23 protein-coding genes are annotated in these 26,454 nt (G+C 66.3%); 10 read left to right on the forward strand and 13 right to left on the reverse strand.

What is annotated here, in order from left to right; translation table 11 throughout:
* Nucleotides 1-32 precede the first annotated feature (32 nt).
* Nucleotides 33-1,637, forward strand: a complete 1,605-nt coding sequence (locus tag LH19_RS07525; RefSeq protein WP_054726604.1) for a long-chain fatty acid--CoA ligase — start codon at nt 33-35, stop codon at nt 1,635-1,637.
* On the opposite strand, the gene LH19_RS07530 is transcribed toward LH19_RS07525, so the two are convergent.
* The 4 genes from LH19_RS07530 to LH19_RS07545 all read right to left on the reverse strand — a co-directional run bounded on the left by LH19_RS07530 (nt 1,634) and on the right by LH19_RS07545 (nt 5,811).
* Complete coding sequence (locus LH19_RS07530; protein ID WP_054726607.1) at nt 1,634-2,728, reverse strand: PA0069 family radical SAM protein; 1,095 nt, start codon at nt 2,726-2,728, stop codon at nt 1,634-1,636. The genes LH19_RS07525 and LH19_RS07530 overlap by 4 nt on opposite strands.
* Before the next feature lie 46 nt (nt 2,729-2,774).
* Nucleotides 2,775-3,299, reverse strand: a complete 525-nt coding sequence (moaB, locus tag LH19_RS07535) for a molybdenum cofactor biosynthesis protein B (protein ID WP_054733171.1) — start codon at nt 3,297-3,299, stop codon at nt 2,775-2,777.
* Nucleotides 3,289-4,980, reverse strand: coding sequence for a lytic transglycosylase domain-containing protein (locus tag LH19_RS07540; RefSeq protein WP_234716106.1), 1,692 nt, complete (start codon nt 4,978-4,980; stop codon nt 3,289-3,291). Before LH19_RS07540 ends, moaB begins: the two co-directional genes overlap by 11 nt.
* A 69-nt stretch (nt 4,981-5,049) precedes the next feature.
* Nucleotides 5,050-5,811, reverse strand: coding sequence for a uracil-DNA glycosylase family protein (locus LH19_RS07545; protein WP_234716107.1), 762 nt, complete (start codon nt 5,809-5,811; stop codon nt 5,050-5,052).
* A 143-nt stretch (nt 5,812-5,954) separates the two neighbouring features.
* Here LH19_RS07545 and LH19_RS07550 point away from each other — a divergent pair, with 143 nt between their 5' ends.
* From LH19_RS07550 to LH19_RS07585, 8 genes are read left to right on the forward strand one after another with little or no spacing between them, the layout of a single operon-like run.
* Nucleotides 5,955-7,610 carry an electron transfer flavoprotein-ubiquinone oxidoreductase gene (locus LH19_RS07550; RefSeq protein ID WP_054733174.1) on the forward strand — a complete coding sequence of 552 codons (1,656 nt, stop codon included), beginning with the start codon at nt 5,955-5,957 and terminating at the stop codon, nt 7,608-7,610.
* A 19-nt stretch (nt 7,611-7,629) separates the two neighbouring features.
* On the forward strand, nt 7,630-9,294 hold the full coding sequence (locus tag LH19_RS07555) for a tetratricopeptide repeat protein (protein ID WP_234716108.1): 1,665 nt from the start codon (nt 7,630-7,632) through the stop codon (nt 9,292-9,294).
* A complete protein-coding gene (locus tag LH19_RS07560) occupies nt 9,291-10,139 on the forward strand; it encodes a 4-(cytidine 5'-diphospho)-2-C-methyl-D-erythritol kinase (RefSeq protein WP_054726616.1) in 849 nt (282 codons plus the stop codon). The genes LH19_RS07555 and LH19_RS07560 overlap by 4 nt, the downstream gene beginning before the upstream one ends.
* Nucleotides 10,136-10,867 carry an N-formylglutamate amidohydrolase gene (locus tag LH19_RS07565; protein WP_054726619.1) on the forward strand — a complete coding sequence of 244 codons (732 nt, stop codon included), beginning with the start codon at nt 10,136-10,138 and terminating at the stop codon, nt 10,865-10,867. The genes LH19_RS07560 and LH19_RS07565 overlap by 4 nt, the downstream gene beginning before the upstream one ends.
* Nucleotides 10,868-10,926: 59 nt before the next feature.
* Complete coding sequence (ilvD, locus tag LH19_RS07570) at nt 10,927-12,789, forward strand: dihydroxy-acid dehydratase (protein ID WP_054726622.1); 1,863 nt, start codon at nt 10,927-10,929, stop codon at nt 12,787-12,789.
* Complete coding sequence (locus LH19_RS07575) at nt 12,786-13,175, forward strand: hypothetical protein (RefSeq protein WP_054726624.1); 390 nt, start codon at nt 12,786-12,788, stop codon at nt 13,173-13,175. Before ilvD ends, LH19_RS07575 begins: the two co-directional genes overlap by 4 nt.
* A 31-nt stretch (nt 13,176-13,206) precedes the next feature.
* Entirely contained in the window at nt 13,207-14,559 is a 1,353-nt protein-coding gene (locus LH19_RS07580) for a bifunctional ADP-dependent NAD(P)H-hydrate dehydratase/NAD(P)H-hydrate epimerase (protein WP_054726627.1), read from the forward strand.
* Nucleotides 14,556-15,761, forward strand: coding sequence for a class I SAM-dependent RNA methyltransferase (locus LH19_RS07585; protein WP_054726632.1), 1,206 nt, complete (start codon nt 14,556-14,558; stop codon nt 15,759-15,761). The genes LH19_RS07580 and LH19_RS07585 overlap by 4 nt, the downstream gene beginning before the upstream one ends.
* Here the strand turns inward: LH19_RS07585 and LH19_RS07590 are convergent.
* The 5 genes from LH19_RS07590 to LH19_RS07610 form a co-directional block, all read right to left on the reverse strand.
* Nucleotides 15,758-16,192 (reverse strand): MAPEG family protein, encoded by a 435-nt coding sequence (locus LH19_RS07590; RefSeq protein WP_054726635.1) that lies wholly within the window; start codon nt 16,190-16,192, stop codon nt 15,758-15,760. The two genes, LH19_RS07585 and LH19_RS07590, sit on opposite strands and share 4 nt — an antisense overlap.
* 11 nt (nt 16,193-16,203) lie before the next feature.
* The gene (locus LH19_RS07595) at nt 16,204-16,635 is read right to left on the reverse strand and encodes an MAPEG family protein (RefSeq protein ID WP_054726638.1); all 432 of its coding nucleotides are present in this window, start codon (nt 16,633-16,635) and stop codon (nt 16,204-16,206) included.
* Nucleotides 16,636-16,701: 66 nt separating this feature from the next.
* A complete protein-coding gene (locus LH19_RS07600; RefSeq protein WP_054726641.1) occupies nt 16,702-17,862 on the reverse strand; it encodes a CaiB/BaiF CoA transferase family protein in 1,161 nt (386 codons plus the stop codon).
* Nucleotides 17,863-17,932: 70 nt separating this feature from the next.
* Complete coding sequence (locus LH19_RS07605) at nt 17,933-19,258, reverse strand: MFS transporter (protein WP_054726644.1); 1,326 nt, start codon at nt 19,256-19,258, stop codon at nt 17,933-17,935.
* Nucleotides 19,259-19,615: 357 nt separating this feature from the next.
* The gene (locus LH19_RS07610) at nt 19,616-20,809 is read right to left on the reverse strand and encodes a type III PLP-dependent enzyme (protein WP_054726647.1); all 1,194 of its coding nucleotides are present in this window, start codon (nt 20,807-20,809) and stop codon (nt 19,616-19,618) included.
* Between the two features lie 255 nt (nt 20,810-21,064).
* Between LH19_RS07610 and LH19_RS07615 the strand changes: the two genes are divergently transcribed.
* The gene (locus LH19_RS07615; protein ID WP_054726649.1) at nt 21,065-22,723 is read left to right on the forward strand and encodes an FAD-dependent oxidoreductase; all 1,659 of its coding nucleotides are present in this window, start codon (nt 21,065-21,067) and stop codon (nt 22,721-22,723) included.
* Here the strand turns inward: LH19_RS07615 and LH19_RS07620 are convergent.
* The 4 genes from LH19_RS07620 to LH19_RS07635 form a co-directional block, all read right to left on the reverse strand.
* Complete coding sequence (locus tag LH19_RS07620) at nt 22,704-23,891, reverse strand: carboxynorspermidine decarboxylase (RefSeq protein ID WP_054726651.1); 1,188 nt, start codon at nt 23,889-23,891, stop codon at nt 22,704-22,706. The two genes, LH19_RS07615 and LH19_RS07620, sit on opposite strands and share 20 nt — an antisense overlap.
* An 81-nt stretch (nt 23,892-23,972) precedes the next feature.
* Complete coding sequence (locus tag LH19_RS07625; RefSeq protein WP_054726654.1) at nt 23,973-24,974, reverse strand: N(4)-(beta-N-acetylglucosaminyl)-L-asparaginase; 1,002 nt, start codon at nt 24,972-24,974, stop codon at nt 23,973-23,975.
* 40 nt (nt 24,975-25,014) lie between these two features.
* A complete protein-coding gene (locus LH19_RS07630) occupies nt 25,015-25,365 on the reverse strand; it encodes a DMT family protein (protein WP_054726657.1) in 351 nt (116 codons plus the stop codon).
* Nucleotides 25,362-26,453, reverse strand: coding sequence for an alpha/beta fold hydrolase (locus LH19_RS07635; protein ID WP_054726660.1), 1,092 nt, complete (start codon nt 26,451-26,453; stop codon nt 25,362-25,364). The genes LH19_RS07630 and LH19_RS07635 overlap by 4 nt, the downstream gene beginning before the upstream one ends.
* Between the last annotated feature and the right edge of the window lies 1 nt (nt 26,454).

Below are 26,454 nucleotides of genomic sequence, written 5' to 3' on the forward strand. Positions count from 1 at the left end.
GCTTGTCCAAAGATAAATGGAGAGGTGCCACGATGGGAATGCAAGGCCAGCCGCTGCTCGTCACCAGCCTGATCGATCATGCCGCGCGCGAGCATGGCGAACGCGAGATTATTTCGCGCTGGGCCGACGGCAGTCTGACGCGATCGACCTGGGGCGAAGTCGGTGCCGATGCCCGGCGTTTCGCCGCTGCGATGGTGAAGCTGGGAATGAAAAAGGGCGACCGCATCGCGACGCTCGCGATGAATCACGGCCATCACCTCGTAAGCTGGTACGGTACCGCCGGGATGGGCGGGGTGCTGCACACGGTGAACCCGCGGCTGTTCGACGAGCAGCTCGTCTATATCGTCAATCATGCCGAGGACCGGGTGCTGCTGTTCGACGCGGCCTTCCTGCCGATCGTCGAGCGGTTGCGCGACCAGCTACCGACGGTCGAGCATTTCATCCTGTTCGACGCGCCCGCGCGCGATGGCTATCTGTCCTATCGCGACCTGATCGATGCGGAGGACGGTAGCTTTGCGTGGGTCCAGCTCGACGAGCGTGATCCGGTCGGGCTTTGCTATACCAGCGGCACGACGGGCAATCCCAAGGGCGTGATCTACGAACATCGCTCGAACGTCATCCATGCGATCACCGAGATCCAGCCCGACGTGTTCGACCTGTCGAACCGCAGCGTGATCCTGCCGATCGTGCCGATGTTCCACGCCAATAGCTGGGGCATCCCGTTCGCCGCGGCGACGATCGGCGCGAAGCTGGTGTTTTCGGCGACGAACGATGCGCAGGTGCTGTGCGACCTGATGCACGACGAAGGCGTGACGCACAGCGCCGGCGTGCCGACGGTGTGGATCGCGATGTTCGCGCATATGGATGCGACGGGCATCGGTTATGGCGCGCTCCGGCGCGTGATCATCGGCGGGTCGGCCGCGCCGCGCGCGATGATCGAGCGCTTCATGAACGCCGGGATCGATGTCGCGCACGCGTGGGGCATGACCGAAACTTCGCCGATCGGGACGATGGGCAAGAAGCCGTGGAACTGGGACGCGATGAGCTTCAACGAGCGCGTCGATGTCGTCTGCCGTCAGGGCTGTCCGCCGTTCGGGGTCGAGCTGCGCGTCGTCGACGACGAAGACAATGTCCTGCCGCACGACGGCGTGTCGAGCGGGCGATTGCAGATCCGCGGGCCATGGATCATCCAGCGCTATTTCCGCGCCGACGAGGATGCGGCCGACGACGATGGCTGGTTCGATACCGGCGACGTGTCGGTGATCCATCCCGACGGCGTCATGCAAATCACCGACCGCGCGAAGGACGTCATCAAGTCGGGCGGCGAGTGGATCAGCTCGATCGAGCTCGAAAATGCGGCGGTCGGCGCGCCCGGCGTGCAGGAAGCCGCCGCGGTCGGCGTCTATCACCCGAAATGGGACGAGCGGCCGATCCTGCTCATCGTCCGCAAACCCGGCGCGGAGGTCAGCGAGGCGGCGATCGTCGAATATCTGGCCGACAAGGTCGCTAAATGGTGGCTGCCCGACGAGGTCGTGTTCGTCGACGAACTACCGCACACCGCGACCGGAAAGATACTCAAGCGGCAGCTTCGCGACGATTACAAGGATTACAAGCTGAAGTCGCTGGCGGCCGCCTAGGTCCGGAACAGCTCCATCTGCCCGTCGCGTTCGGGCGGTTGGAACAGGTCGCTGCGGAGCGGCGGGAAGCTTTTGTCCATGCCATGCTCGCGCGCCGCGCGCTTCATGCGCTGACGGATCAGTTGCGGCCAGACGCCCTGACCCTTCATGCGCGTGAAGAAGTTCGGGTCGTTGTCGCGGCCGCCGCGGATATCCTGCACCATGTGCATCACCTTGTCGGCGCGGTCGGGATAATGTGCGGCAAGCCAGGCGCGGAACAGCGGTGCAACCTCGAAGGGCAGGCGCATCAATATATAGGAAGCGCGGATCGCGCCCGCCTTCGCGGCGACGGCCATGATCGCCTCGATCTCGTGATCGGTGATCGCGGGGATGATCGGCGAGATATTGACCTGCGTCGGTACCCCGGCGTCGACCAGCGCCCGGATTGCGGCGAGGCGGCGGCGCGGATGCGGCGCCCGCGGTTCGAGCGTGCGCGCGACCTTGGGATCGAGCGTCGTCACGGAAATCGCGACGCCGACCAGATTGTCGGCCGCCATTTGCGCGAGCAGGTCGATGTCACGGAGCAGGCGGTCGGACTTGGTGGTGATCAGCAGCGGATGCCTGGTTTCGGCGAGCACCTCGACGATCTGGCGGGTGATGCCCCATTCGCGTTCAATCGGCTGGTAACCGTCGGTGTTGGTGCCGATCGCGATCGGCGCGACCTTGTAATTGCGCTTGGCGAGTTCGGCGCGCAGCAGCTTTGCGGCGTCGGGTTTCGCGAACAGCTTGCTTTCGAAATCCAGACCCGGCGACAGGTCGTGAAAGGCGTGCGTCGGCCGCGCGAAGCAATAGATGCAGCCATGCTCGCAGCCGCGGTAGGGATTGATCGAGCGGTCGAAGCCGATGTCGGGCGAGCTGTTGCGGGCGATGATCGTCTTCGGATGCTCGACCGACACCGTCGTGCGCAGGGGCGGCGGCGCACCGTCGATATCGTCGGCTGCGTCGAGCCAGTCGCCGTCGGCAACCCGCTCGGCCGACCCGGTGCGTGTCGGCCGCAAATTGGTCGGCGCGCCGCGCCCGGCGATCGGGGGCAGGGGCTTGGTTGATTCCATCGGGCGAGAATATCGCGCCGATGAGAACAAAGAAAGAACAAATGCGCTATTCGGTGAGCCGGGGCATCAATTCGACGAAGTTGCAGGGCTTGTGCCGGCTGTCGAGCTGGGTCGACAAAATGCCTTCCCATGCGTCGGTCACCGCGCCGGTCGATCCGGGCAGCGCGAAGATATAGGTACCGCGCGCGACGACGGCGCAGGCGCGCGACTGGATCGTCGAGGTGCCGATCTTCTGATAGCTGAGCCAGCGGAACAGCTCGCCGAAGCCGGGAATATCCTTGCCGTCGAGGCGGTGCAGCGCCTCGGGCGTCACGTCGCGGCCGGTGACGCCGGTCCCGCCGGTGGTGATCACGACATCGACTTCGGCATCGTCGATCCAGTTATGCAGCCGCGAGACGATCAGATCGCCCTCGTCGCGGATGATCGCGCGCGCGGCGAGGACGTGGCCGGCATCGGTCAGCAATTCGACCAGCTTGTCGCCCGATCGGTCGTCGGCCTCGCTGCGGCTGTCCGAAATCGTCAGGATGGCGATCCGGACCGGCCGGAACTCGAGGGTCTCGTCAATTGGCATCGGCGAGGCCGCCGGCATAGCTCAGCCGGACGCGGTCGTTGCCGTCGGGAAAGCGCGGCCATTTGCCCTGCGCGAGCGCGGCGCGGCTGACCGACGGCTTGCCCTGCTGCGCTTCGTACATCCAGTAATTGCGCAGCACGATGCCGACATAGCCCCGCGTCTCCCAATAAGGGATCGATTCCATGTAGAGCAGGGGGTCGCCCTGATCGCGGATCTCGGTCTGCCAGCGCGCGACGGGAGCCGGACCGGCGTTATAGGCGGCGATGACCTTGGGCAGCAGGCCGCCGGTCGCGCCGTCGCGGCTCAGATATTGCAGATAGCTCTGCCCGAAATCCATGTTGACCGCCGGGATGCGAAGGTCGCCGGTACCGCTGTCGCCGCGCCAGCGTGCAACGTCGCGCGCGGTGCCGGGCAGCACCTGCATGAGGCCGAAGGCGCCAGCCGGGCTGACCACGGTGCGCTGGAAACGCGATTCCTGCAGCGTGTGCGCAAAGACGAGCGCCGGATCGACCTTCCAGCCGCCATTGGGTTCCCATTTCGGCTGCGGGTAGCGCGTTTGCGCCGCGAGCTTACGGCCCTGCGGCGTGTTGTGCGCGAGATAGAGCTGCGTTTCGGGCAGGCTGAGCGCGCCCGCCATGCCGATCAACTGGGCATGCTGTTCGGGATTGCCGATCTGCGCCTGATGACGCAGCGCCGCGCCAGCATATTTATCCTCGCCGATTTCGGCGAGCGCCATGGCGATGCGGACGTTGGGCAAATCCTCCAGCGCCCGCCAGGCGCTGCGGTCGGCGCGGACATTCTCGCGCTGACTGCCGGTCTCGACGCCCAGCGTTTCGGCGGCGAGCAGGCCGTAGAGCGTTTCCTCGTTCGCGGCGGCGGCACGCAGCCGAGGCTGCACCGATGCGGGGTCGCCGGCGGCGATCGCGGCGCGCGCCGCCCAATAATAAGCGGCGGCGCGGGTTTCGCTGTCGGGTGCTTCCTTGGCAACGCGGTCGAAGGCGACGAGCGCGGTGCGGTAATCGTGAAGGCGCCACGAGGCGAGGCCCTGGACCCACGCGCCCTGTGTGGCCCACGCGCCACCGCCGGACGTGCAGGCGAGCGAAAGCCTGAGCGCGTTCTGGTCGTCATTCTCGATATAATAGGACCAGGCGACCTTTTGTGTCCATTCGGCGCGCGCTTGCGGCGTGAGCTGGTCGGCGACCGCGTTGAGCAGCGCTTCGGCGCCCGCGGGATCATCGTTCTTGATGCGATCGGGGATCGTCGCGGCAAGGCGCGCGGCGACCGGATCGCTGACGCTGTCGGCACCCAGCCGGCGCGGGGCGCTGCCGGCCCATGACAGGCGCGTCTGCATCGGCAGCGTCGGCAGATCGGTCGCACCGCGCTTGGCGGCGAGGCGGCCGAGCTGCTCGGCCTGCGGCAATTGCGGCGAGCGCGCGAGGATCGGCATGATGTCGGCGACTTCGGCGCGCGGGCTGTTCGGTGCGGTGAGCAGTTCGGCGCGGAGGAAATCGTTGAGCGGGCCGTTATCAGCACTGTCGAGGAGGGATTTTGCCTCGGCCCAACGCTGGCCGCGGATCGCCACGATCACCTGCGTGTAAAGCTGTTTCTGTTTCGACGATAATATGTCGGGCACCGTCTGCGGCTGCGCGGTCAGGTTGCGCTCGCCGGCGTCTGCGGCCATGGCGGGCGCCGTGCAGAGCGCAGCGGCCGCAAGAGTGCAGGAGAGAAAAATTGTCTTTATCGTCATCTGTCAACGTCCCCGGTTGAACAGTTTGAGGCTATCCCAGGCCGCTGCCTTGTGGGCGGGCCGGGCCAGCAGCATCGCGGGGTGCGCGACGGCCACTGTCTCCATCTTGCGGCCATCTTGGTTAACATCGAGTAACCTTCCGCGCGCATCGGCAAGCGCGATGTTCGCGGCCATGCGCACGATGTCGCTGCCGATCAGCAGGAGCCGTTCGGGCCCCGCAAGCCGCAGATGATGCCAGAGCAGCCGGTCGAGTTCGGCCGTGTCCCGCTCGTCGCAGCGGCCGCCCGGCGGCCGGGTGATGGCGAGGCTCGCGACATAACAGTCGGCGCGGCTGGCGCCGATCGCGCGGAGCATCGCATCGAGTAAGGTTCCCGCGGGACCCGCAAACAAGGCGCCGTCGCGCTGGTCGTCGACCTCGGGCCAGGCGGTGAACAGCATCAGCGGCGCGCCGGGATTTCCGGTGGGCAGGACGCGGCGGGCATCCCACTGGCTGCCCGGAACGTCGGGATCTTCGGCCAGCCAGTTCTGGAACGCGGCCCAGTCTTCCGGAAAGACGACGGGGCCCTTGGCGGCGGGCGCTACCGGCGCTTCCTGCCGCTGGAGCGCGGCCGGGAGGGGCATCGCTTCGGGCTCGGCGGCGGGCGCCTTGAGTTTCGGAGGAGCGGCATCATTCGCCGGCGGCAGGACCAGCCAGCCTGCCGGCTCCTCGCCGACAAGTCCATCGACGCCAGCCAGCGACCACCAGTCGCAAATGCTTTCCGCCAACAAGGCCGATTTTTGCCCACCCATGAATTTGTTTCAAACAGAGAGTTGACGGACGCGTCAATTGGCGGGCATCGCAATTCGTGACAGAATGAGCGCCGGACACGATGAATGATCGGCGCGGGGACGGCAGAAAGGTTATTGCGGTGAGCGAACGGGAATCGATGCCCTATGACGTGGTCATCGTCGGAGCGGGTCCGGCGGGCCTTTCGGCGGCGATCCGCCTCAAGCAACTCGCGAACGAAGCGGGCAGCGAACTATCGGTGTGTATCCTCGAAAAAGGATCCGAGGTCGGAGCGCATATCCTGTCGGGCGCCGTGATCGACCCGAAGTCGCTCGACGAACTGATCCCCGACTGGCGCGAACAGGGCTGCCCGCTCGCGCAGGTGCCGGTCAACGACAACCAGCATTGGGTGCTGACCAAGACGAAGAAATTCGGCCTGCCCGAATTTATCTCGCCCGGCTTCATGCACAACAAGGGCACCTATACCGGCAGCCTTGGCAACCTCTGCCGCTGGCTCGCCGAGCAGGCCGAAGGTCTGGGGGTCGAGATTTTCGCGGGCTTCCCTGCCGCCGAAATCCTCTACAATGACGATGGTTCGGTGAAGGGCGTCGCGACCGGCGACATGGGCGTCGCGCGCGACGGCAGCCACAAGGGCGATTATCAGCCGGGCCTTGAACTCCACACCAAATATACATTCTTCGGCGAGGGCGTTCGCGGCCACCTGACCAAGATGCTGAAGCCGCAATTCGCGCTCGATGCCGACTGCGAGCCGCAAGTCTATGGCCTCGGCGTCAAGGAATTGTGGGACATCAAGCCCGAGAATCATGCCGAGGGCCGCGTCATCCACACGCAGGGCTGGCCGCTCGACCATAATACGAACGGTGGCGGCTTCCTCTATCATCAGGCGAACGGACAGGTCGCGCTCGGTTTCGTGACCTGGCTCAACTATCGCAACCCGCACACCTCGCCCTTCCAGGAAATGCAGAAGTGGAAGACACACCCCGAGATCGCCAGGATCCTGAAGGGCGGCAAGCGCGTCTCCTACGGCGCCCGCGCGATCAGCGACGGCGGCTATCAGTCGGTGCCGAAGCTCGCCTTTCCGGGCGGCGCGCTGATCGGCGACAGCGCCGGTTTCCTCAATGTGCCGCGCATCAAGGGCACTCACACCGCGATGAAGTCCGGCATGATGGCGGCCGAGGCAGCTTTTGCGGCCGTCACCGCCGGCCGCGGCAGCGACACGCTGACTGCCTATCAGGATGCCTATGACGATAGCTGGGTGAAGAAGGAACTCAGCGTCGTTCGCAACGTCCTGCCGCTCGTCGAGAAATATGGCGACCTTGCGGGCACTTTGCTGTCTGGGATCACGATGTGGGCGGAAACGCTGAAGATCCGCATGCCCTTCACGATGAAGCATCATCCCGACAACACGACGCTCTATCGCGCCGACATGATGCCGAAGCCCGATTATCCGAAGCCCGACGGGGTGCTGACTTTCGACCGCCTGTCGTCGGTGTTCCTTTCGAACACCAACCATGAGGAGGACCAGCCGGTCCACCTCCAGCTCAAGGATCCGTCGATCCCGGTCGAATATAATCTGCCGCTCTATGACGAGCCCGCGCAGCGCTATTGCCCGGCGGGGGTGTATGAGATCGTCGGCGAGGCCGAGGGCGATCCGAAGTTTGTGATCAACGCGCAGAATTGCGTCCATTGCAAGACGTGCGACATCAAGGACCCGACCCAGAATATCAACTGGGTCACCCCCGAAGGCGGCGGAGGCCCCAATTATCCGAACATGTAAGTCCGCCCGGTTCCTTGCGGTGCGCTTCCTCGCGGTTGGGGGCGCCGCGCTGCCGATGCTGGCGCTCGCATCGCCCGCGTGGGGCGCCGAGGACAATGGCGGGGCGCTGAATGCGCTGGTGCGGGCGCGGCTGGCCGAGGAGGCCGGCGACCCTGCCGCGGCCCTGTCGGCCCTCGAAACGCTCGCCAGTCACGTGCCGACGCTTCCCGGGCTGCGCGGGCGGATTCTCGAACGGGCGATCGAGACGGGCGACCTCGCAGTAGCACGCGGCGCCGCGGCGCAGCTCTGGCAGGCCGGCGACCGCCGTTTCGACGCCCAACTCGTCCTACTGGTCGACGCGATCCGCCGCGCCGACTGGAAGGGGGCGCAGCTCTATATGAGCGGTCGCGCCGACAAGACCGGTGGCGACGCGATATCGCGCCTGATCCAGCCGACGCTCGACACATGGATCGATGTCGGCGCGCGGGCGAAGCAGCCCGAACGTCATCTCGCCGCTGCCAGCGTCCGGGCGCGGCCCGAACCAGCGCTGCTGCTCGAAGCGGCATTGGTCAAGCTCGCAACCGGCCGGCCGGCCGAAGCCGTGTCGATTACCGACGAGATCATATTGACCGACCGGACGAGCCAGCTCGTCGCCCTTCGCGTCGCGGCGACGCTCGACAAGGCGGGGCAGGGCGAAGCGGGCGACCGGCTGCGCGGACGTATCGCGCTCGCATCGGGCGGCCGCGAGGATCCGATGCTGCTCTTGCCCGACCAGCCGGTATCGACGCCGCGCAGCGGGATCGGCCACTGGATGGCGCTGCTCGCCGACGCTTTCGCGCGCACGCCGAACAGCAGCCCGAAACTATCCTTGTTGTTCGGGCGCACGGCCTTTTGGCTCGACGAGAGCGACTGGATGGCGCGGTCGGCGCTGGTCGAGGCGCTCGATCGCAACGATCAGCGGCAGGACGCGCTGGCACTGCTCGCCAGCAGCCGCCGCGCGATGCCGCCGGTGCTCGACATGCGCCGCGCCGAGCTGATGGCCGATGCGGGCGATCTGGCGGGCGCCGCGAAGCTAGCGGAGGCGGCCGCTGCGCAGGAACCGCCGGTGCGTAGCCTGCTTGTGCGCTTTGCCGATATCGCGCGGCGATCGGACGATCCGAAGGCGGCCGAACGCGCCTATGCGCGGCTCGAAGCGACGCTCGGTACGGGGGAAGACGACGCGGCGCTGCGCGGGACGCTGCTCATCGCGCGCGCCGAACTCTTGCTGCAGGCCGACGCCTGGGGCGAAGCCGAACCCTTGCTCGAAAAGGCGGTGGCGCTGCGGCCGAACGATGCCACCGTTCTGAACTTCGCGGGCTATTCGGCGCTCGAGCGGCGCAAGGACGTCAAGACCTCGCTCGCCCGCATCGAGGCGGCGTGGAACGAAGAACCGCAGAATGCCAGCATCACCGACTCGCTCGGCTGGGCCTATTTCCTGACCGGCCGCGTCGAGGAGGCGGTGCCGCTGCTCGAAAAGGCGCAAGCGGGCGAACCCGACAATCCGGTGATCGTCGAGCATCTCGGCGATGCCTATTGGAAGGCCGGGCGGCGGTTTCAGGCACGCTATAGCTGGCGCGCCGCGGCGCTGCTCGCCGAGGCCGACATGGCGACGCGGATCGAGGCGAAGCTCCGCGACGGGCTGAGCGAGGCGACGACCGCGCCATGACCGCCTTTCGCGAAACCGGCTGGGCGAAGATCAACCTCGCGCTGCACGTCCGCGGACGGCGTGCCGACGGCTATCACGATATCGAGACGCTGTTCGCCTTCGTCGACGATGGCGATGGAATCGAAGCGGAGTTCGCCGACGCCGACAGCCTGAGCATAGACGGCGATTTCGCCGAAGGGCTGACCGCCGGCGACGACAATCTGGTTCGCCGGGTACTGACGTTGCTGCGCACGCGCTATGGTGCCGACCGCGTGCCGCCGCTGGCCGTCACGCTGACCAAGCGCCTGCCGGTCGCCGCCGGAATCGGCGGCGGGTCGGCCGACGCGGCGGCGATGGCGCGGCTGGTCCGCCGTCATTTCCTGCCCGAACTGGGCGATGCCGGGCTGGCGCGGCTGGTTGCGACCCTCGGCGCCGATATCGCGGCCTGCGTTGCCAGCGCGACCTGCCTCGGCCTCGGGACAGGAGACGAGCTGAGCCCGCTTCCCGAACTGCGGCTGTCCGGTACCCCCGTGCTGCTCGTCAACCCGCGCCAGCCGGTGGCGACCGGGCCGGTGTTCGCGGCGTGGGACGGCATCGATCGCGGCCCCTTGTTCACCGGAGCAGACCTCCGCGCGCAGCTGTTTGCCGGGCGCAACGACCTGCAGCGTGCCGCGATCGCCCAATGTCCGGCGATCGTCGACGTGCTGACCGAACTCGGCGCCCTGCGCCCGTGGCTGGCGCGAATGTCGGGATCGGGCGCGACCTGTTTCGCGCTGTTCGACGCGCCGGCCGAGCGCGACGCCGCGGCGGCGCATCTGGCGCAAAGCCGGCCGCACTGGTGGCAGATGGCGGGAGCATTGCGATGAGCGAGGCTTGGCGGCAACTGGGCGAGGCGCGGGCAGGGGGCATCCTGCTGATCGCCGACCATGCCTCGGCCTTCGTCCCCGCCGATATCGATCTCGGCATCGATCCCGCGTTGCTGCGCGAGCATATCGCGATCGACATCGGGGTTGCCGAAGTGGCGGCGCTGCTCGTCGAAGGCGGCGCGGTCGATGCCGCGATCCTCGGCGGCGTGTCGCGGCTGGTGGTCGACTGCAACCGTGAAGAAGACGCCCCCGGCGTGCTGCCGATCGCCAGCGACGGGCACGCGGTGCCGGGCAATGCGCTCGATGATGCGGGGCGCGAGGCGCGGCTGGTGCGCTTTTTCCGGCCCTATCACGACCATATTGCCGCGACGATTGCAGCGCACCGCCCGGCGATGATCCTGTCGCTGCACAGCTTTACCCCGGCGCTGGCGGCGCATCCCGAACAGGCGCGGCCATGGCATGTCGGGGTTCTCTATAATGAGGACGACCGGCTCGCCGCGGCGGCGATCGCTGCGCTGGCGGCCGAAGGGCTGAATGTCGGCGACCAGCTTCCTTACTCGGGCAAATTGCTCAACGCGACGATGAACCGCCATGCCGAAGGCAATGGGATTCCCTATGTCGGCATCGAGATGCGGCAGGACCTTGTGCGCGATGCGGCGGGGCAAGCGCTGTTTGCTGAACGGCTTTCTCGCATGTGCAGCAAAGTTACATTGAATCTGGCCGGATAGGCGTGTAGAGGCGCGTTTCGTCGCTTATTTTTGAAATAAAATTATCAGGACTGTCGAAAATGCCTTCATATCGTTCGCGCACCACCACCCACGGCCGTAACATGGCCGGCGCCCGCGGGCTATGGCGCGCGACGGGGATGAAGGATAGCGACTTCGGCAAGCCGATCATCGCGGTCGTCAACAGCTTCACCCAGTTCGTTCCCGGCCACGTCCACCTGAAGGACCTCGGCCAGATGGTCGCGCGCGAGATCGAGGCGGCGGGCGGGGTTGCCAAGGAATTCAACACGATCGCGGTCGACGACGGCATTGCGATGGGGCACGACGGGATGCTCTACAGCCTGCCGAGCCGCGACCTGATCGCCGACAGCGTCGAATATATGGTCAACGCACATTGCGCCGACGCGATGGTGTGCATCTCCAACTGCGACAAGATCACCCCGGGCATGCTGATGGCGGCGCTGCGCATCAATATCCCCGTCGTCTTCGTGTCGGGCGGACCGATGGAGGCGGGCAAGGTGGTGCTCAAGGGCAAGGAGGTCGCCCTTGATCTGGTCGATGCGATGGTGGTCGCGGCCGACGAGAAATATACCGACGAGGAAGTCGCGGCGGTCGAACGCTCGGCGTGTCCGACCTGCGGGTCCTGCTCAGGCATGTTTACCGCCAATTCGATGAACTGCCTGACTGAGGCGCTGGGGCTGTCGCTGCCCGGCAATGGCTCGACGCTCGCGACCCATGCCGATCGCAAGCAATTGTTCCTGCGCGCGGGGCGGATCGCGGTCGAGATGTGCAAACGCTATTATGAGCAGGATGACGAGAGCGTGCTGCCGCGCAATATCGCGACCTTCGAGGCGTTCGAAAATGCGATGAGCCTCGACATCGCGATGGGCGGATCGACCAACACCGTGCTCCACCTGCTCGCCGCTGCGTTCGAGGCCGGGGTCGATTTCACCATGACCGACATCGACCGGCTGTCGCGCCGCGTGCCGTGCCTGTCGAAGGTCGCGCCGGCGAAGAGCGACGTCCATATGGAGGATGTCCACCGAGCCGGTGGGATCATGGCGATCCTCGGCGAACTCGAGCGCGCGGGGCTGATCCATGCCCATCTGCCGACGGTACACAGCGCCACGCTGGGCGATGCGCTGAACAAATGGGATATCGGGCGGACGAACGACCCCGAGGTGCAGAAGTTCTTCATGGCGGCGCCCGGGGGCGTGCCGACGCAGGTGGCATTCAGCCAGGACCGGCGCTGGGACGACCTCGACCTCGATCGCGAAGCCGGCGTGATCCGCTCGGCCGACCATGCGTTCAGCAAGGACGGCGGGCTGGCGGTGCTGACCGGCAATATCGCCCTCGACGGCTGTATCGTGAAGACCGCAGGCGTCGACGAGAAGATTCTGAAATTTTCAGGTCCGGCGAAGGTTTATGAAAGCCAGGACGCCGCCGTTGCGGGCATCCTGACCGGACAGGTCGAGTCGGGCGACGTCGTCGTCATTCGCTACGAGGGACCGAAGGGCGGGCCGGGAATGCAGGAAATGCTCTATCCGACGAGCTATCTGAAGTCGAAGGGGCTCGGCGCCGCCTGCGCGCTAATCACCGACGGGCGCTTTTCGGGCGGTACGTCGGGGCTGTCGATCGGCCATGTCTCGCCCGAAGCGGCCGAAGGCGGGACGATCGGCCTGGTCGAAAACGGCGACCGGATCGAGATCGATATTCCGGCGCGCACCATCACGCTCGCCGTTCCTGAGGGCGAACTGGCTTCGCGCCGAGTAGCGATGGAGGCCAAGGGCGATGCCGCGTGGCAGCCCGCCAAGCCGCGGCCGCGCAAGGTTTCGGTAGCACTTCAGGCCTATGCTGCGATGACGACGAGCGCCGCGCGCGGCGCGGTGCGCGACCTGTCGCAGCTTAAGGGGGGCAAGCCATGATATCGAACCGGGGCGCATTCCTGCCGTTCCTGTTGCTTGCTGGATGCAGCGGCGCCCCCGATAATGGCGAACTCGCCGAAGCCGAAGCGCGCGGATCGCGCGAGGCGGCCGAAAACGGCCGTATCGAATGCGCGCTCGAAGGAGCGAAGCTGTTCGACCGGACCTGCACCGTCGAGGAGATGAGTGGTGCCGACGGGACCGTGCTGGTGGTCGGCCGCGGCGATGTCGGATATCGGCGCCTGCTGATCGCGACCGACGGGCGCGGGCTGGTGTCGGCCGACGGGTCCGAACTGGCAAAGGTCACGATCGTCGGCGACAAGCTGATCGAAGTTGCGGTCGGTGCCGACCGTTATCGCCTGCCCGCCAATACCGGCGGTCCGAAATAGGCTTTTGGGCAGGACATGATAGGGTAGCGCCATGTCGATACCCCCGGATGCCCCGATCCTGACCGGCGCCGCGATGCGCGAAGCGGAGGCGGCGTGCGCGATCCAGGGGACATCGCTTTCGGAGTTGATGGATCATGCGGGAGCGGCGGTTGCCGATACCGCGTGGCGGATGGCGGCGGGAGCGCCGATCCTGATCCTCTGCGGTCCCGGTAACAATGGCGGCGACGGCTATGTCGCGGCACAAATGCTCGCGGAGCGTGGAGCGAATGCGCGCGTCGCCGCGCTCGCGGAGCCGGCGACGAAGTTGGCGACGGCGGCGCGTGCGCGCTGGAACGGACCGGTCGAAACTCTCGATGAGCAGACGAAGCCGGCGCCGCTGATCGTCGATGCCTTGTTCGGGGTCGGCCTGTCGCGGCCGCTCGCCGACGGTCTGGCGGCGACGCTGCGCCGTTTCGCCGCGAGCCGCATCCTTGCCGTCGATGTGCCGAGTGGCGCCGACGGCGATGGGGCCAAGGATTGGGTGCCGCCGCTTCCGGCTGACGTGACGCTGGCGCTCGGGGCGCTGAAGCCGGCGCATGTGCTGTTGCCGACGGCGGCGGCGTGCGGGCGCGTCCTGCTGGCGCCGATCGGCATCTCGGCGAACCGGGCGATGCGCAGCCTGCCGGCGATACGGCCCGCCAAACCCCGTCCCGATGCTCACAAGTTCAGCCGCGGGATGGTGCTGGTCTTCGCGGGACCGATGCCGGGCGCCGCCGAACTGACTGCGGCGGCGGCGCTGCGGGCGGGGGCAGGCTATGTCGTCCTCGACGGCAGCGAGCGGGCGCCGTTCGCCGCGATCATCGTCGAGGGCGAGGACAAGTTCGGCGAACGGCTCGACGATCCGCGCGTCGGTGCGGTGGTGATCGGGCCGGGCTTTCCGGCGGGCGACGAGCTGCTGTTCGATGTCGAGGCGGTGCTCGATTCGGGCAAGCCGCTCGTCCTCGACGCCGCGGCGATCGCGGCGGCGTTGCCGCGCCTCTCCGAAACGCCGTGCAAGGCGATCCTGACACCGCACGAAGGCGAGTTCGCGCGCACCTTCCCACAGCTATACGGCAGCAAGATCGATCGCGCGAAGGCCGCCGCCGTGCGGACGCAGGCTGTGGTCGTCTACAAGGGCGCCGACACGATCATCGCCGCGCCCGACGGCCGCGTTGCTGCCGCTTGGCCGGGCAGCCCGTGGCTCGCGACCGCCGGAACAGGCGATGTCCTCGCGGGGGCGTGCGGCGCGATGCTGGCGCGCGGCGGCGATCCCTTCGACGCCGCGGTCGCAGCGGTGGGGTGGCATATCGCGCGCGGGCAGGCTATCGGCCCCGGCCTTGTAGCGGACGATTTGGTAAGAGCATGACGGAAGCAAATTTGATCGAGCGCATCGCCGCGCGCGGCGATGGCGTGACGGGCGACGGGCGCCACGTGATGGGCGGCGTGCCCGGCGACCGCGTGCGCGACGACGGCATCATCATCCCCGGCCCGAACCGCGCCGATCCCCCGTGCCGGCATTTCGGCAAATGCGGCGGCTGCCAGCTCCAGCATGTTGCCGAACCCGCGCTCGCCGAATTCGTGCGCGATCGCGTCGCTGGTGCGCTGGCCGGACAGGATGTCGCGGGCGGCGAGGTGCTGCCGGCGCACTTGTCGCCGCCTCAGAGCCGCCGCCGTGCGACGCTCACGGCGCTGCGGACGGGCAAGCAGGTCGCGCTCGGCTTCAACGCGGCGCAGAGCAACCAGATCGTCGACATGCGGATGTGCCCGCTGCTCCTGCCCGAATTGTTCGCGCTGGTCGCGCCGGTGCGCGAGTTGCTGACGGTCATCGCGCCGCAAAGGCGCCCGGTAAAGGTCAAGCTCCAGATGCTCGATCAGGGCGTCGAACTGATCCTCGAGGGCGTGAAGGCCGAAGGGCTCGACGCGGCGATGGCGATCCAGGATTTCGCGGGCGCGCATGGCCTTGCCCGTCTGGCGATCGATCAGGGCGACGGGCTCGAAACGCTGTGGCAGCCCGAACCGCCGACGGTGCGCTTCGGCGACATATCGGTCGAGGTGCCGCCATTCGCCTTTTTGCAGGCGACGGCTGCGGGTCAGGCGGCGCTGATCGACGCGGTCCGGCGCGCGATCGGCGATGCCGGTGCGGTTGCCGACCTGTTCGCGGGGGTCGGCACCTTCGCGCTGTCGGTGCAGGCCGGGCGCAAAGTCTATGCTGCAGAGGGCGCGCGCGATGCGATCGCGGCGCTGACGGGCGCCGCAAATCGCGCCCGGGCGCTTGTTGCCACCGAACATCGCGACCTGTTCCGGCGGCCGCTGGTGCCAGCCGAACTGAACCGTTTCGGCGCGGTGATCCTCGATCCGCCGCGGGCGGGGGCCGAGGAGCAGGTGAAGCAGCTTGCGGCGTCGCAGGTGCCCGTCATCGCTTATGTGAGCTGCAATCCCGCGAGCTTCGCGCGCGATGCGAAGCTGCTGGTCGCGGGCGGCTATAGGCTCGATTGGGTAAAACCGGTCGGCCAGTTCCGCTGGTCGACCCATGTGGAACTGGCCGCACGTTTCTCACGCCACGGTTAGTGTAGCACGAACCCGATAAAGGCGTGCACGCACAGCGCGATCAGCGCGAGGCTCGCCAGCGCGAAGATGCCGAAGCGCCACATCACGCGGTTCACCGTTGCCTGAACAAGGCTGTGGACGATGCGTAGCGCGACATAGCCCCATGCGAGCTGCGCGTTGAGCCCGCCGCCCATGCCGCCGATCGCGAGCGCGAGCGCCACGGCATAGAAGACGGTCGGCTGTTCCATCAGATGGTTGTAGTTATGGGCCTTCCACTGCACTTCGGCGGGCAGCAGATCGTCGAGCCCCTTGCCGGTGCCGCCGACCAGCTTTGCGGCGTCGATCTTGGCGCGCTGCATCGCCGGGATACGCGTCGCATACATCCACACCCACATGATCATCGACCAGAGCGCGAGCGTCGCGACCGGTCCCAATATTGCGTTGTTATCCATATTTCTCCCCCTCAACCCAAAGTGGCGATGACCGCAAGCAGCGACAGTGCGAGCAGGCACAGCGTCGACAGCAGGAACAGCGTGAAACGCACCGGAATGCGGTTGACCGTCGCCTGCCACAGACTGTGCACGATGCGCAGCACGACATAGGTCCAGGCAATCCAGACGACATAGGCGGGATAGCCGCCCACGGCGTGCAGGATCAGGATGACGGCATAGAAGATCGTCGGCTGCTCGAGCAGATGCGTGTAATTATGCGATTTCCAGTTGATTTCGGGCGGCAATATCTTTTCGAGATCGGCGCCGCGCCCGCCCGGCGGCGTTTTCTTGAGGTCGATCCCCGCTTTCTTGAGCGCCGGGAAGCGCGTCGCGGCAACCCACAGGAACATGACGAGCGTCCATAGGATCAGGACGGCTCCCGGTGCGAGCAGGTTTGCGGACATAGGCATCTCCCCCTGTTGTTCTCCTGCAATGCTAGGCCGTGCCCGGCGAGATGCAATCGCAGAACGTCATGGCCGTTTGCCGGCGACCTCGGCCCGGATCGCGGGACCGTCGCCGTCGATCCGCGGCGCGAAGCCGGGTTCGCGGGGCGCGGCGGCGCCATATCTGACCGGCGGCCGCATCTCGTGAAACGCGCCGACGTCGGGGTGGACGCGGCGGCGGAAAAATCCGGTCGCCTTAAGGTGCGGATCGTCCTTGATATCCTCGAGGTCGCGCACGGCGATGGCGGGAATGTCGTTCGCGGCAAAGATTTCGAGCCATTCGGCGGTCGTCCGGGCTGGCGTTTTTCGCGCAATTTCGCCGTAGACGAGCGCCATATGCTGGCCGCACATTTTGGCTGCCTCGAAATCCGGCGAGGTGAGGAGCGCGTCGCTGCCAAGCAGCCCCATCAACCGCGCGGTCGAGGCCGGCGTGTAGGGGACGACCGCGATATGGCCGTCGGCGGTCGGGAACGGCTGGCGGGCCGGGTCGAGCTGGCGCGGATATCCGGCAGGGCCGATCGGCGGATCGAGCGCCGCATCGCGGAGGTGCTCGGTGAGCATGAAAGCCGCGAAGCATTCGAACATCGGTACCTCGACCGCCTGACCTTCGCCGGTTCTGAGTTTGTGGACGAGCGCGGCGAGGATTGCCTGCGCGCCGAACTGGCCGGCGACCTTGTCGGCGATCAGCGAGGGCAGGTAGCGCGGCCGCGGATCGCCGTCGACGCGCGGCAGCAGGCTGGTCGTCCCGGTCGCGGCCTGGATGACATCGTCATAAGCCTGCAGGTCGGCATAGGGGCCGTCCTGCCCGAAACCGGTGCCGTGGATATAGATGATGTCGGGCTTGAGTGCCTTGCACGCCGCATAGTCGAACCCCAGCCGCGCGATCGCCTTGCCGCGGACATTGTGGATGAAGACGTCGGCGGCCCGGATCAGGTCGCGAAGGACCCCGGCGTCCTCCGGCCGTTTGAGATCGAGCGCGATCGACCTTTTGCCGCGGTTAACGGTCAGGTGGACCGACCCCATCGTCGGGTCGGAGGCGCCGCTGCCGAGATAGCGCGACACGTCGCCGATGCCCGGGGTTTCGACCTTGATCACCTCGGCGCCGAGATCGGCGAGCATCTGGGTCGCATAGGGGCCGAAAATCACCGTCGTCAGGTCGATGATGCGGATACCTTCGAGCATGGTCATTCAGAGATCGCTCCTTAGCCGCCGACTTTCGCAAAGCGGCGCGTGGGCGCAAGAAAAATCGCTTGGTGGGCTAAGCCTCGGCGGCAGCCAACCGGGCCTCGCCGGCGCCCGCAGCATAGGCGGCCGAAATCCGGCGATAGGACTTCGACCGGAACGCGGCGATCGTCGCGACGACGCCGAGCAGGCCGGTGATCGTGAACACAGCGGCGATCCCGCGTTCGGGCCCGCGGCCGTACCAGTCGCCGATCGCGTCGGCCCCCGCGCCGTCGGTCATCAGCGGCACGAAGACGAACTGGGTCAGCGGCGCGATGAGGAAGGCGGTCAGCGGCGACGCGGCCTGCTCGACCGATTGCGCAAAGCCGAAGACGCGGCCTTGGCGTTCGTAGGGGACGACCTTTTGCAGCACCGTCTGCTCGGCTGCCTCGGCATAGGGGCCGAGGAAGAGCCACACGAAGCAGCCGATCGCGAGCAGCGGGATCGACGACTGGACGGTGAAGACGGCGGCGACGATCCATTCGACGAGGCAGACCAAAAGCAGCGTCCGCACCGGATTGGCGCCAAGCCCCGTCCTTGAAATCAGCGCCCCGCTGACGATGAAGGCGCACGACATCACCGCCCACAACAGGCCCCATTGCTCGACCGCCATCAGCGACAGGCCATAGGCGTCCATCAGCGCCATGAACACGCCGCCGAGCAGGTTGTTGAGCGCGGTGAAGAGGATCAGCGCGAACAGGCCCGAAATGCCGAGGACAAGGCGAAACGTCCCGGCGAGATCGACGCTGCGTGGGGTATTGTGCGTACCGGTGTCGCGGGGTTCGTCGATATGCACGAACAGCAGATGCAGCGCGGCGAGCAGCGACAGGCCGACGGCAAACACCAAAGTTGCGGCGATGCCGCCCCACGCGACAAGGAAGCCGCTGATCGCCGAGGTGGTCAGGAAACCAATGCCGCTGACCACGCCGACCAGCCCGTTCGCCCGGTCGCGCCGGTCTTCGGGCACGAGCAGGGTGACGAGGGTCGGCAGCGCGATCATCCGGATATTGCCGACGATGACGCCGAACATCGTCAGCAGGATGAACAGCCACAGCGTCGCGCTGTCCTGCCTGACGGCGCGAATATCGGGATCGAGCGCATAGGCGGCGAGCGCGAAGGCATAGATCGCCAGCGATGCGAGGCTCGAAACCAGCATCATGTTGCGCTTGCGATGATGGTCGACGAGGCTGCCGAACCAGATGCCGAGCGCCGAGGTGAACACCAGATAGATGCCCGCGATCATCCCCGTGGCGAAGACCGACTGGCTCTCGAGGAAAATCCAGAAGGTGAGCGCGAACCACACCGTGAAGTTGGTGATGTTGGCGACGAGGTTGTTGACGAGGAGATGGTGGAAGGGCTGCATGGGCGGCGCAATCTAGGGTCAGGATCCACCAATTGCGCGGTCGAGGCGCCGAAATGGCGAAGATATCGGGTTCGGGCGGGCGCGGCGGGTAGCATCGCTACCCGCAAGGCCGCGCGGGCCCAAGATCAAAGCCATTTCGACGTCCCTGCGGGATTTGACCGATTTTGCCCATGGCTTCGTCAGCAAGTCTTGGAATATTGACATATGCCTTCGCCTTGCCTCCTCGCCCTGCGCAAAATCGCTTCAAACCTCGATCGCGCAATTGGTGAATCCTGACCCTAGCGCCTTGGTTCGAAAGCGAAAGGGCCGGTCACATTGCTGTGCCGGCCCCTCGATTCTTGTGGCAGACCCTGAAGGTCAGAACAGCTTGGTCACCGTCGCGCTGCGGCGTTCCGGTTCGGTTTCGCCGGTGTAGAGGCTCACCATCGGTTCGTCGCTGACGACGTGGATTTCCTCCGCCCCGAACCCATTGAACTTCGTCCGCATCGCGCAGCCATAGGCGCCGAGCATGCCGATTTCGATGAAATCGCCAGCCTTGATATCGTCGGGCAGGAAGAAAGGCCCGGCCATATGGTCGAGGTCGTCGCAGGTCGGACCGTAAAAGCTGAACGCCGTCATTTCCGCGTCGCTCTTGCCTTCGCGAAGCAGGCTGACCGGAAAGCGCCAGCCGACATGCGCGGCGTCGAACAACGCGCCATAGGCACCGTCGTTGATATAGAGTTCCTCGCCGCGGCGCTTTTCGACACGGACGATCAGCGAGCTATACTCGGCCGACAGCGCGCGGCCCGGTTCGCACCAGAGTTCGGCCGAATAGCTGATCGGCAGGCTTTCGAAGCTGCGATGGATCGTCTCGAAATAGGCGTCGAGCGGCGGCGGCTCCATGCCCGGATAGCTCGACGGGAAGCCGCCCCCGACATCGATGATGTCGACGGTCACCGACGCCGCGACGATCGCGGCGCGAACGCGTTCCATCGCCTGCGCATAGGCATGCGGGGTCATCGCCTGGCTGCCGACATGGAAGCAGATGCCGAGCGCGTCGCTGGCCTGGCGCGTCGCCATCAGCAGTTCGGCGACCTCGTCGGCTTCTGCGCCGAACTTGGCGGCGAGGCTGAGCTTCGAATGGTCGGACGAGACGCGGAGGCGGACCAGCAGGTTGAGATCCTGCGCGCCTTCGGTGGCGCGGACGATCTTCTCCAGCTCTTCCATCGTGTCGAGCGAGAAGGTGCGGACGCCATGCTTCCAATAGGCTTCGGAAATCGCTTCCTCGGCCTTCACCGGATGCATGAAACAGAGCGTCGCTTTCGGCAGGGTGCGCGCGACGAGGCGCACCTCGGCGATCGAGGCGACGTCATAATGGGTGACGCCCGAATCCCACAGCACGCGCAAGAGGTCGGGCGACGGATTCGCCTTGACCGCATACATGGTCGTGCCGGGAAATCGCTCGATGAAGAAACGCGCTGCGCGCGCCGCGGCGTGCGGGCGGACAAGCGTAACAGGTTCGACCGGCGAAAGTGCCTGAATCAGCCCGTGGGCGCTATGATGCTGGTGCAACTCAAGGGACCCCCAAAAAATACGTTAAACATCCAAGGCTGCCTTGCGGTTATTGGAAGTCCCCCTGGGGCAGCGGAGGGCGATATATGCAGGGGGGTCCCCCCTGTAAAGACCCTTTGGCGCAATTTTGTAATAAGCCGGTAACAGTGGGGCCGAACCGGGGCTGACGTGCGCCAGACCGCGCAAATGCAAGACAAGTCCCGATCGTCGCGCTAGGCTTGGCGCATCGATAAAACCGGAAAGGACCGCCCCGCCATGGTCTCGCGCGCCGACGTGAATCACGATTTTTCCGACGCCGAACTGGAAGAGCTTGCGGGGTTCGGAACCATCGAATCGCACAAGGCGGGCGACCTGCTCGTCGAGGAGGGCGCGATGGCGCCCGACTGCATCGTCACCCTGTCGGGCCATACCGACATCTTCGCCTCGACCGACGAAGGGCGCAAGCGCGTCGGCTGGATGGAGCGTGGCCAGTTCGCTGGCGATCTGTCGGTGCTGACCGGGCAGCGCCATCTGTCGCGCGTCGAAATGGGCGCCGACGGCGATATCCTGCGGATCGCGCACGGCGATTTCCAGCGCCTGATCGCGGGCAATTCCCATTATTCCGACATCTTCGTTCGCGTCCTGTCGGCGCGCCGCGAGTTCAGCAACACGCGCGGATTCGCGGTCACGATCGTGATCGGTGCGGCGATGGACCGCAGCGTCTATGCGCTGCGTGACCTGCTGATGAAGCATGGCGTAGCGCATCGCTGGTTCGATCCGGCCGACGGGCCGGTCGCGGCGCATCTGATGGCCGAACGCGGACTGACCGAAGCCGATCTGCCCGCGGTCATTCTCGGCGCCGCCGACGTGCTGGTCCAGCCGACGCCCGAACAGCTCGCGGCGGGGCTCGGGCTCGATCTGCTCCCCGACGGGGCGACCGCCGATGTGCTCGTCGTCGGCAGCGGCCCGGGCGGGCTCGCAGCAGCTGTCTATGCGGCATCGGAGGGGCTGACGGTGATCGCGCTCGACGCGCTGGCGCCGGGCGGGCAGGCCGGGACATCGTCGAAGATCGAAAATTACCTCGGCTTCCCGACCGGCATTTCGGGCAACGAGCTGGCGCGGCGTGCGACGGTGCAAGCTCAGAAATTCGGCGCGCGGCTGGTGGCGCCGGTGCGCGCGGCGTCGATTGGGCGCGACGGCGACGCCTATTGCCTCCATCTCGCCGACGGGCGCAAGCTGCGTAGCCGCGCGGTCGTCGTTGCCAGCGGGGCGCAATATCAGCGGCTGCCGATCGACGGCATCGAGGCCTATGAGGGCCGCGGCATCTATTATGGCGCGACGCCGATGGAAGCGCAGCTCTGCGGTAATGCCGAGGTCACCGTCGTCGGTGCGGGCAATTCGGCGGGACAGGGCGCCATCTATCTCGCGAGCGTCGCGAAGAAGGTGCATGTCATCTTTCGCCGGTCGAGCCTGCGCGACACCATGTCCGAATATCTGGTCAAGCGGCTGGAGGAGCATCCGAATATCGAGATCATTCCGTCGACCGATGTCACCGCGCTGCACGGCGAGGAGGGATTGGTCGGGCTGACCTATCGTTGCCGCGAGACCGGCGCCGAGGGCCATTGCGACTGCCGCTTCCTGTTCCTCTTCCTCGGCGCCAGCCCCAACACCGGCTGGCTGCCGCGCGAAATGGTCTGCGACGAGCGCGGTTTCGTGAAGACCGGCGCCGATATCGCGCCGATGGAGCTGGTCAAGGCGGGCTGGTCGCTCGACCGCATGCCGAGCCGCTACGAGACGAGCTGGCCGCGCATCTACGCTATCGGTGACGTGCGCAAGGGATCGGTCAAGCGCGTCGCGTCGTCGGTAGGCGAGGGGTCGGTGGTGGTCAGCGACATCCATCAGGCGCTGGCGGAGATCATCCCAGCCGCGTCTTGAAGTCCTCGTAGCCGAATTCGCGGACAAGCTTCAGTTCGTCGGTCTCGCTGTCCCACAGCCAGATCGACGGCAACGGCACGCCGTTGAAGCTGTTGGTCTTGACCATCGAATAATGCGCCTGGTCGAGGAAGGCGAAGCGCTGGCCGACGCGCGCGCCGCCGGGCAGGCGGTAGTCGCCGATCACGTCGCCCGCGAGGCACGACGGGCCGCCGAGGCGCGTCGGCATCCCCTCGCTGCCTTCGTCCAGCATCGCGGGGCGATAGGGCGCTTCGATCACATCGGGCATGTGGCAGGTCGCCGAAATGTCGGTGATGCCGATGGACATGCCGTTGTCGAAGAGGTCGAGCACTTCGCCGACGAGGATGCCGGCGTCAAGCGCGATTGCTTCGCCGGGTTCGATCATCACATCGCAGTCGGTCGCGGCGCGCACTTGCTTAAGAAAGGCGATGAGGTCGTCGGTCTGGTAATCGGCGCGGGTGACGTGGTGCCCGCCGCCGAAATTGATCCATTTGAGCCGCCCGAAGAAGGGGCGCAGCATCGGCTGGACGGCATTCCACGTCCGCTGGAGCGGCGGGAAATCCTGTTCGCACAGGCTGTGCATATGCACGCCGTCGACGCCCTCCAGATGTTCGGGCAGCAATTGCGTGACGGGGAAGCCAAGGCGGCTGCACGGCGCCGCAGGGTCGTATTTGGCGACTTCGCCCTCGCTGTGCATCGGATTGATGCGCAGCCCGACGTCGAAGCGTTCGCCCCTCGCGCGAAGATCGTCGAGCAGCGGACGGAAGCGGGCGATCTGGCCGGGCGAATTGAAGATCAGATGATCCGACAGCCGCGCGATTTCGGGAAGATCGGCTTCCTTGTAACCGGCGCAATAGGTCGCGACCTCCTTGTCGCCCTGTGCACCGCCATATTCCTCGCGCCCGAGCTTCGCTTCGTAGAGCCCCGACGCGCAGACGCCGTCGAGATATGTCGCGACTGTCGGGCCGAGCGACCACATCGAAAAGGCCTTGAGTGCCGCGAGCACGCGGGCGCCGGAGGCGTCGCCGATGTGGCGTAGCACCGCCAGGTTCGCGCGTATCTTCGCCGCGTCGACGACGAAAGCGGGCGAGGGGACGCGGGTAAGGTCGAAGCGGGCAAACGCCCCGGGATCGCCGGCTCTGGTTTCCATGGGGCGCCTCTAGAGTTTTTTGGTTCGCGATGAAAGCGAGTCGGTTCCGCGGTCGCTAAATGTGGAGACGGGGCGCCGTTTTCAAGCGACGGGGACTTTCACGTTCCCCGCCGCGGTCTGGACCGAATAGCTGAACGGCTCGTCCTTCCAGCCGGTCTTGGCGCCGCCGTGCGCGCCGTCGCGGCGCATCACCGCGATGCCGCCGTCGATTTCATAACCCGCCTCCTCGATCCGCCGGATCGCGGCTTCGGCGGCCGCCTGCGGCTCCATCCCGCCGCGCATCAGTTCGACGGCGTGATAGGTCGGGAGAAAGCGCATCATCACGTCGCCATTCCCCGTTGCGACCGCCGCGCCGACCGCCTGATCGCAATAGGCCCCGGCGCCGATGATCGGCGAATCGCCGACGCGCCCCGGAATCTTGAATTCGCGCCCGTTGGTCGAGCAGCCGACGCAAAGATGGCCTGCCGCATCGAGCGCGATAGAGCCGACCGTGTCGTGACCGGCGAGCTTCGGATTCTTGCCGATCGGTTCGGGAGCGAAAGCGTTGGTCTTTTCGCCCTTGGCCGCCCATTTGTCCCACGCCTGCTGCGATACGACGCTGGTCAGCGAGGTCTCGGTGAAGCCCATGCGTGCGGCGAAGCGCGTTGCGTCGTCGCCGACGATCAGGCTGTGCTGGGTTTCTTCCATCACCTTTCGCGCCACGGAAATGGCGCGCTTGACCCGCTTGAGGCAGCCGACCGCGCCGGCGTCGTGCGTCGGTCCCCACATGATCATCGCATCGAGCGTCGTCTCGCCGACCTCGTTGGGAACGCCGCCCGCACCGACCCAATAGTCGCCGAGCAGCTCGACATGGTTGATCGCCGCCTCGACGACGTCGAGCGCCGAGGCACCCGCCGCGAGCATCGGCCAGCCGACGGCGTTCGCCCCCGGCCCGAAATCCCACGTCGTCATGATGAAGGGCTTGCCGGTCGCGATGGCTTCCGGCTTGGCCGGTTTTGCCGTCGCCCCGCTGGTCCCCAGCGCCGCCAGTCCGGCCGCGGCGGTGCCGAATGCACGCCGCGAGATCATCCGCTTGTCCGTCATCGCCCGTCCTCCTGCTGACGCGAGGCTAGCGCCCTGCGGATCAGGCGGCAATCGGTCCCTTGAAGATGAAGAAGGCGCCGCCGGCGATCAGCAGAAAACCGACGAGATGGTTGATCGTCAGTTTCTCGCCGAGCCAGAACACGGCGAAGCCCGCGAACACCAGCAGGGTGATCACTTCCTGCATCGTTTTCAGCTCGGCAGTCGAATAGACGCCGTGACCGATCCGGTTCGCTGGCACTGCGAGGCAATATTCGAAAAAGGCGATGCCCCACGCGATCAGAATCGCGAGCCACATCGGACGCGAAACATCACCGAGATGGCCGTACCAGGCAAAGGTCATGAAGATGTTGGAAATGACCAGCAGTCCGATGGGCGCAAGATAGGGCGTCATGGCTTGTCCTTTGCGAGCGGCAGGACGTCGCGGAGCAGCGCGGCGAAGAAGATTCCGGGTTCCTCGACCATCGGCATATGCGCCGAATGTTCGAGCCAGACGAGCGTCTTCGACGGCGCCTGCACCTTGCCGAACCACTCGGCCGCGACCGGCGACGGCACGGTATAGTCGTGGCGGCCGAGCAGGAAGACCAGCGGCACGTCCATCTTGCGCACCGGTTTGAAGCTGACGTCGGCGAGCCGCGGCCACAATGTCGTCACCGAAAATTCGCTGCCCTTACCCCAAGCCTGTATGTCTGCCGGGCCATATTCGGGCGACAGGTGCGGGGTCTGGAAATAATATTTGAGATCGGGCTTGTTGTAGATGAGCGAGCCGTAGGGGATCGCATATTTGCGCCAGCCGTCGGCCTTGGCGATGGTGAACTCGCCTTGCGGATAGGGAGCGAGCGCGTCGATGGCCTGCACCGCTTCTTTGTTCCCTGCGGCGAGTGCCCTGGCACGCGTCCACGCCATGCCGGCCTTTTCGCCTTCGCGGAAATCGATGCCCTGACCGACGCCGACATAGGCGTAGAGGAGGTCGGGGCGCTTCACGGCGACCGACAGGCCGACGATCGAGCCCCAGCTATGCCCCATCAGCACGACCTTGCGCTTGCCGTAACGCTTTTTGAGCAGCTCGATCAGTTCGATGGCGTCGTCGCGGTAACGGTCGGGTGTCATCGTCGGAGCCAGCGTGGCGGGATCATTGAGCGGATAGGAACGCCCGGCGCCGCGCTGGTCGTAGTGAACGACGGTGAAGACATCCTCCCAAGGTCGCTGAAACGCCCAGGCGAACGGCATCTCGACCGCGCCCGGGCCGCCGTGGACGAAGATGAGCAGCGGATTGTCCTTGTCGGCGCCGCGCACATTGACGACCTGCCGCGCGCCGCCCAGCGTGGCCTCGAACGTTTCCTGCACCCCGTTCGGCGTCACGATCTTGCCGATGTCGGCGACGATCGCGCGCGCGGGAGCGTAGGCGTCTTCGGTTTGCGCGACAGCGGGCGCCGTGACCGATGCGATCACGGCGGCGATGGCTCCCAACAGTTTACGCATC

The sequence above is a fragment of the Sphingopyxis macrogoltabida genome, assembly GCF_001314325.1.
Taxonomy (GTDB): domain Bacteria; phylum Pseudomonadota; class Alphaproteobacteria; order Sphingomonadales; family Sphingomonadaceae; genus Sphingopyxis; species Sphingopyxis macrogoltabida.